The following is a 7,062-nucleotide window of genomic DNA, read 5'->3' as shown; positions in this document are numbered from 1 at the left end:
TCGCTCACTCAAAGCTGACAGGAATATGAATCACTTCATAAACCTGACTTACTTTAGTGTGAGACTCTTGATACTTTCGCTATCTGATCCGAGGATCAGCTCGCTTTCATCAAGCGCCCACACTTATCGGCTGTTAATTTTTAAAGAGCATGTCTGCGAGAAACTCCGCGTTTCCCAGCAGCGCTGCGTTTTCAGCAGCAGAGAAGCGAGATTATGAACCGTGTTTCGCAGCTCGTCAACAACTTTCTGAACGACTTCGTTGCGACTGCGGGGCCCATCTTCCTGCGCCGCCGCGGCTCGTTACCACCGAACCCCAACAGCACCGCTTCCCTTCCTCCCGCGCCGCGTTTCCGTTAGCGCGAAAGAGGCGTGATTCTAAGCAGCTCGCGGCATTCGCGCAAGGGGCTTGCAGCAACTTTTTTACGCAATTCGGCCGTCCGGCCATGCGTCGGCACCAGACCGCTTATGGTGCAAAGAACGGACTAGAATGTGAGGTTCTTCGCCTCTTTCTATATACGTCTTTAATATGCGCCAGCGAATCGCCAAACGCCTTCCCCCCGATGCCGACAAACTGGTCGGTCTGTCACTTGCGCTCTTCGCGTCGGGCAGCCGCATCGAGGATCGCTTCTGGGAAGCGAAGCTCGATGCGCTGCTCGCCAAGATTGTCCGCAACGGCAATCAGACGACGCTCGATGCCGCGCTCGACCATCTTCAACAGAATCATCCCGACGCCTACGGCGCGCTCGCCGACATGGCCGAGACGCACAGCGAGTCGATGGTGATCGAACACGACGGCCAACCGTACGATGCGCTGCTGGTCGCCGTCCCGGTTCTCGCCTGGACGCGCTACATGATTCCGTCCGGTCCGCTCAAGGGCGACGTTGCCGACGCGTTGCGAACGCACCTGCAGGCGCACGTGCTGGCGAACGGCACGCTCGTCGGGCTCGCCCCATTCCTCTACAGCATCGACCAGTTGCCGCGACACCATGTGGAAACCTACCGGCTCGCCCAGCAGCTCGCACATGCGGCGATCGGCCAGCACACCCCGAAGCTGAGCTTCGGCGACCTGCCGGAAACTTCGCCGATCCTGGCCGATCCGCGCTTCCTGCTGGCGGTCGTCGCCGCGCCTGCCGGCTCGCCGCTGTTCCGCTGGCAGGAAGAAGAAAACGGCAGCCGTATCGAGCGTGGTCAGTGCCTCGAACAATGGGCCGCACAGGGCGGCCCGAACCTGGCGATCGCGCTGCCTGGCTGCGAATTCGAATGCCTGCTTCCGGACGCGTACTACTCGGCCTGCCGCGATGCGGACGAACGCGTGCGTCCGCACACCGTCCGAACGGCCATTCGTTATCTATTCGACACACTTGGTGCAGCGCCGCAAGAGCTGCGCGCGGTGGTCGCCGGCTTCGGCGAACGTCGCATCGACGAGTATCGCGTCGGCTTCACGCGGCGTGCCAGCAACGACGTGATCTATGGTGTCGTGTGGCCGCTCTACGGCCGTGAAAACGGCGACGTATCGATCGATAGCGCGACGCTCGAGGGCGAAGCGCCGATCGAAGGACCGCTCGAGGAAATCGTGAGCCTGCTGAAAGAATGCGGCGTAACCGACGTCCGGCGGCACGCGGGCCGTTTCGAACCCGAATACTGCGACGACTGCGGCGTACCGCTTTACGCCGATCCGCTCGGTGAAATCGTCCATGCGGAAATGCCGGAAGACGCGTCGCCCGCCCAACCGCACTTTCACTGATCCACCCCGCAGGCCCCGACAGCCTGCCCCGCCCAAAGCCGCTTCCGGTGACCACCGGAGCGGCTTTTTTCTTGTCCGCTGCCCCGCCGCCCAAAATTTCGAACTTTTCCTAAGCCTTTCAGCCAAGCAGACATCGTGTAAGGTCTTTGTCATTATCGGGGCCAGCTTATACCCAACGGCAATCAATGACCCACCTTATGGAGGTTGAATATGCGGTTCTTGGTACTTAACTCAGACGCCGAACGGCGTGACGGACTGAAGACCCTGTTGCGGCAGATCGACCGGCACGCCAGCATCAACGACGCGCCTGACGGTTTCCAGGCACGCCGGCTGCTGCGCACCCAGCGTTTCGACCTCGTCGCGATCGACTGGCTGGACGTGGGCCGGCTCAGCGAGCTTCAGGCGCTCGGCAACGCATGCTCGCCGACACCGGTCGCCGTTCTGGTCGACGACATCTCGCCCGAAGCCATCCAGCGCTTCTTCAATTACGGCGTCGCGGGCGTCATCCCGCATTCCACGCGGCCGCACCTGATCGTGCGTGCGCTCGAGATCGTACTGCTGGGCGGACACTACATTCCGCCGATCGCCCTCAGCCTGCTGCCGTCAACGGCAATGGCGCGCCACGACGCCCATTTCCAGACGCTCGCCGGCTCGCTTCCACGGCGCCCGCCGAGCGGACTCCTGTCGCCGCGCCAAGCCCAGATCATGCGGTTCGTCCACATGGGCAGCACGAACAAGATGATTGCCCGTACGCTCGGCATCAGCGAAGGCACCGTGAAGATCCACCTCGCGAGCATCTTCCAGCAGCTCGGCGCCGCAAACCGCGCCGCCGCGGTCGCGATCTACAACGGCTGGCTGTCGCCCCATCTCGAGGTACTGCTGGCGAACCGCAATCGCGCCCGCAAGCTGGCCATCGGCGAACACGGCCCCGCTCCGCTGCGAACACAACGGCATGACCGTCCGTACCCGTTGCCTATCGCCAACGCCGGCACACAGGACCTGCCGCTCGCCGCCGAGCCGCCGGCACGGTTCCGGCGCGGACGCTAGGCCAACAGTCTCGATATTGCGACGGTCGGGCATGTGCAGGCTCCCACCTTTGATGCTCAACGAGTAATATGGACGCATGGGTTTTCTTTTCACACCGCTTCCGCTCTGGGTTGGCATCGGTGGCTGGATCGCCGCCGTGGCCCTGCTCGCGCTCGCGATGTGGAATCGCCCGTTCGTACGCCTGCAGGACGCCACGCTTCAGCACGTGTGGCTCGCGCTCGTCACTGCGATCACGGTCCTGTGGGCCTCGAACGCATGGCTCGAAGATGGCATCGTCATGCATCTGCTTGGCGCAACGCTGCTCGTCACGCTGTTCGACTGGACACTCGCACTGGTCGCGATGGGCGCCGTCACGGCGATGGCCGCAGTGATATTCGACGCGCCGTGGCAAGGCGTCGGCCTGACCTATCTGGTCTACGGTGCGCTGCCTGTCGGCGTGTCGGCATTGCTGCAACGCGCCGCGCTCGCCTGGCTGCCGCACAACCTCGCGTCATTCATCACCGGACAGGGCTTCCTGTCGCCCGCCATCGCGATCGTCGCGGTCGCCGCCGCGGCGGCCGGTGTTCAGCTCGCGCTCGCGGACGGCGTGCCCGTCGTGATTCCGGCCGGCTATTTGCTGAACACCGCGCTGCTCGCGCTCGGCGAAGCATGGTTCACCGGCATGGCAACGGCACTCATCGCCGTCTATCGCCCCGCGTGGGTCACGACCTTCGACGTCCGCCGCTACCGCCTCGGCGGCCCGCGCGCCTGAATTTCCTCCGGATCGGCTCCACGCATCTGCGTGCCGGGGCACTTTCCGCGGCGCGCGCCGAGTACGTCGCCTACTGCCGCACAACTTTTTTACGCTAAGATTGAACTCCTGTTCTTCATCGGGCCTCTATACGTGCCCGATGTCTCCTTCGCTCCTCACCAATAACCAGATGGACAGCTCACCTGCCTCGCTCCGGATTTTCCGGGCGCTCGGCAAGCTGGCAGCCTGTATCGCGGGCCTGTCGCTTGCGCTTCCCGCGCCGGTATTTGCCGACCTGCTCGACCAGCGCTCCGAACTGATCAACAAATTCGTCAACGAGATGCATGCCGATCCGCTCGCCGCGGATTGTGCGGCGCACGGCAGCTTCATCGCCAGCACATCGACGGCGTTCGACCGCGTGGACTTCGCGCCGAACGCATTCGACAGCGGCAACGCGACGATCACGCCGTGGAACGACTCGTTCGACCAGGGCAAGCAGCGCGTGAAAGTCGACAACATCGTCACCGTCGACGGGCTCGGCATCCACAGCAACGGCAGCGATCCGACGCCGCTGAAGTTTCGCTGCGGCTATGTCGGCCAGCAAATGCTTGCGTTCAGTTGGAACGACCCGGTTCCGCCGCTGAAGCCGCGCGTCGAGCGCTCGTCGTCCTCGACGAAGAAGTTCAAGGGCAAGTCGCACCGCGGCAAAGCCAAGGCGAAGGCATCGGGCCGCACCGGCAGCAAGAAGGCCGTCTCGACGAAGAAATCAGGCGGCCAAAAGAAAGCCGTGAAGAAGAAAACCGCGAAGAAATCCTGATACGACGGAGCGGCAACGACAGCAGCAAAAAGCCGGCGCATCTCGCGATGCACCGGCTTTTTTCATGCGACGACGGCAGCGCCTACGCGAACGTGTCGACGTGCACCAGGATCGCGGCGAGCATCGCCGCGCCGAGCGCCGCGCTGCGCTCGCCGTTCCAGCCGACGCGCTCGTCGGGGAGGTTCGCGTTGTCCTTGAACGGCATTTCGAGCGTCAACGACAGGCAGCCGAACTGGTGGCCGATGTACTTCGACGCGAGCTTCAGCGCATCTTCCTTGTACTTGCTCGCCGCGTAGCCATGCTCGGTCTGGAAGTCCGGGCTCGCGACCTTGAACGCTTCGATGAACGCGGCCTGCTCCTTGCCCTGCTGCTCGGTAAAGCTCGGCAGCATCTCCGAGCCGGCGACGAACACGTACGGCAGATCCTCGTCGCCGTGAATGTCGAAGAACATGTCGCAGCCGATCGCGTGGATCGCGTCGCGCACGGCCAGCACTTCGGGGCTGCGCTCGGCATCGGGCGCCATCCACTCGCGGTTCAGGTTCGCGCCGGCCGCATTGGTGCGCAGGTTACCGTGCACGCTGCCGTCCGGATTCATGTTCGGCACGATGTAGAACGTCACGCGATCGTAGACCTTGCGCGCAACCGGATCGCCGGCCCAGTCGCCCCATCCGGCCAGCCGTTTGACCAGCCCTTCGACGAACCACTCGGCCATCGACTCGCCCGGATGCTGGCGCGCGATGATCCACACCTTCTTCTTCGGCGCGCCGTCGAGTTCCGGCGTGCCGAGCGTCAGCAGCGACATCGGACGGCCTTCGACCGTGCGGCCGAGTTCGACGACGCTCGCCTGAGGCAACTGCTGGACCGCGCCGAGAAACGCGGCGTGACGCTCTTCCGAGTACGGTTCGAAATACGCGTAGTAGATGCTGTCGAACTCCGGCGTATGGTCGATGGTCATCGTCTTGCCGTCGAACGTCGTCGGCACGCGGAACCAGTCGACGCGGTCATAGCTCGCCACCGCGTGGTAGTTGCGCCAGCCCGACGGATACGCGCATTCGGCTGCGTTCTCGAACGTCATCACGCATCGCTCGCCGCGTGCACCCGTCAAGCGGTAGTAAAACCATTGCGCGAATTCCGAACGATTGTCGCCGCGCACGCGCAGCCGGATTGCGTCGGGGCTGTCGCACGACACGACGTCGATTGCGCCTGCGTCGAAATTACTGGTGATCGAAAGGGCCATCTGTCCATCTCCTTTGTCGACCGGCGCTGGCGCTTCAGCGCTTACGCCGGTCCCATGCAAAGCGGTCGACCGAAGCAGGCGGTATGTCGCCGGTCCGGCCTCACGCATGCGCCGACCGTCTCGCGAACGGCCGGCAGGTCACTCGCCGACGCGCCGGCGATATACGTAAGTCGAATCGTTCGACGCAGCCGCATCGAACGCATAGCCTTCGGTGGCGAATTCCTTCAGCGCCTTCGGGTCGGCGATACGGTTCTCGACGACAAAACGCGCCATCAGGCCGCGCGCGCGTTTCGCATGAAAACTGATGATCTTGTAGCGGCCGCCCTTCCAGTCCTCGAATACCGGCGTGATGACCGGTGCGGCCAGCAGCTTCGGCTTGACCGACTTGAAGTATTCGGTCGACGCGCAGTTGACGAGCACGCGCGCCGCGCCGCTGCGCGTCTCGAGTTGCTCGTTCAGCGCCCGCGTGATGCGATCGCCCCAGAACGCATACAGATCCTTGCCGCGCGCGTTCGCGAACCGCGTGCCCATCTCGAGCCGGTACGGCTGCAGCAGGTCGAGCGGACGCAGCAGCCCGTACAGGCCCGACAGCACGCGCACGTGATGCTGTGCATAGTCGAGATCGGCGGACGACAGCGATTTCGCGTCGAAACCCTCGTAGACGTCGCCGTTGAACGCCAGCACAGCCTGCTTCGCGTTGGCCGGCGTGAAGGTCGGCGACCAGTCGGCGTAGCGCTGGAAATTCAGGCGCGCGAGCGGATCGGAGATATCCATCAGCGTCGCGATGTCCTGCGGCGACAGCTTGCGCAGGCCGTCGATCAACTCCGACGCATCGTCGACGAATGCAGGCTTCGTGTAAGACTGGACGTGCGCGGGCGTGTCGTAGTCGAGGGATTTGGCGGGAGAGAGAACGATTATCATAGAGGCTCGCTGGCACGCCGTGCCTTGCGGTCAGACGAAAACCACCGATTGTAACGAATGACCCGCTCTCTCGCCCCGCATGCCGCACACCGCGTCGTGCTCGACTCGAACGTCTGGATCGACATTCTCGTATTCGACGACCCCGCCACGCGCCCGATCCGCGCCGCGCTGGAGCACGGCACGCTGGCCGCCGTGATCGACGGCCGCTGCCTGACGGAACTCGAATACGTGCTCGACTATCCGCAGTTCCAGTCGCGCGCGATCGACAAGGCGGCCGCGCTCGCGACCGTCGCCCGGCTCGCGAGCCTCGTCGAACCGCCGCCCGTCGACGCCGGCGCGCCGCCGCTGCCGAAGTGCAAGGACCGCGACGACCAGAAGTTTCTCGAACTCGCGCGCGCCGCGCACGCCGATTGGCTCGTGTCGAAAGACCGCGCGCTGCTGAAGCTCGCGAAGCGCACCGCCCGCGACTTCGGTTTCCGGATCGCGCAACCCGCGCCATTTGCGCAAGCCTGCGCACTCGACGCCGCGCCGCCCGTCACGGCGACGCCGGCCTGACGCACCTCACC

7 protein-coding genes are annotated in these 7,062 nt (G+C 64.1%); 5 read left to right on the top strand and 2 right to left on the bottom strand.

Annotated elements, in window-relative coordinates:
• The first annotated feature begins 526 nt into the window (after positions 1 to 526).
• The 4 genes from C5F75_RS06795 (at position 527) to C5F75_RS06780 (ending at position 4,338) form a co-directional block, all read left to right on the top strand.
• Complete coding sequence (locus tag C5F75_RS06795) at positions 527 to 1,744, top strand: DUF2863 family protein (protein ID WP_060010291.1); 1,218 nt, start codon at positions 527 to 529, stop codon at positions 1,742 to 1,744.
• A 210-nt stretch (positions 1,745 to 1,954) separates the two neighbouring features.
• Positions 1,955 to 2,791: a response regulator transcription factor gene (locus C5F75_RS06790; RefSeq protein WP_059583567.1), complete on the top strand. Its 837-nt coding sequence runs from the start codon at positions 1,955 to 1,957 to the stop codon at positions 2,789 to 2,791.
• Positions 2,792 to 2,867: 76 nt separating this feature from the next.
• The gene (locus C5F75_RS06785) at positions 2,868 to 3,542 is read left to right on the top strand and encodes an energy-coupling factor ABC transporter permease (protein WP_059583569.1); all 675 of its coding nucleotides are present in this window, start codon (positions 2,868 to 2,870) and stop codon (positions 3,540 to 3,542) included.
• Between the two features lie 139 nt (positions 3,543 to 3,681).
• Complete coding sequence (locus C5F75_RS06780; RefSeq protein ID WP_059583571.1) at positions 3,682 to 4,338, top strand: BspC domain-containing protein; 657 nt, start codon at positions 3,682 to 3,684, stop codon at positions 4,336 to 4,338.
• A gap of 82 nt (positions 4,339 to 4,420) precedes the next feature.
• On the opposite strand, the gene C5F75_RS06775 is transcribed toward C5F75_RS06780, so the two are convergent.
• Together C5F75_RS06775 and yaaA are read right to left on the bottom strand one after the other, a co-directional pair.
• Complete coding sequence (locus tag C5F75_RS06775) at positions 4,421 to 5,575, bottom strand: M14 family metallopeptidase (RefSeq protein ID WP_059583573.1); 1,155 nt, start codon at positions 5,573 to 5,575, stop codon at positions 4,421 to 4,423.
• A gap of 138 nt (positions 5,576 to 5,713) precedes the next feature.
• On the bottom strand, positions 5,714 to 6,496 hold the full coding sequence (gene yaaA, locus C5F75_RS06770; protein WP_059583575.1) for a peroxide stress protein YaaA: 783 nt from the start codon (positions 6,494 to 6,496) through the stop codon (positions 5,714 to 5,716).
• 57 nt (positions 6,497 to 6,553) lie between these two features.
• On the opposite strand from yaaA, the gene C5F75_RS06765 reads away from it, so the two are divergent.
• Complete coding sequence (locus tag C5F75_RS06765; protein WP_059583577.1) at positions 6,554 to 7,051, top strand: putative toxin-antitoxin system toxin component, PIN family; 498 nt, start codon at positions 6,554 to 6,556, stop codon at positions 7,049 to 7,051.
• The last annotated feature ends 11 nt before the right edge of the window (positions 7,052 to 7,062 follow it).

Origin of the sequence: Burkholderia anthinoferrum (genome assembly GCF_002925705.1) — a bacterium.
GTDB lineage: Bacteria > Pseudomonadota > Gammaproteobacteria > Burkholderiales > Burkholderiaceae > Burkholderia > Burkholderia semiarida.
The sequence above is the reverse complement of the archived record's forward strand: the minus strand, read 5'-3'. Positions and strand labels throughout refer to the sequence as shown.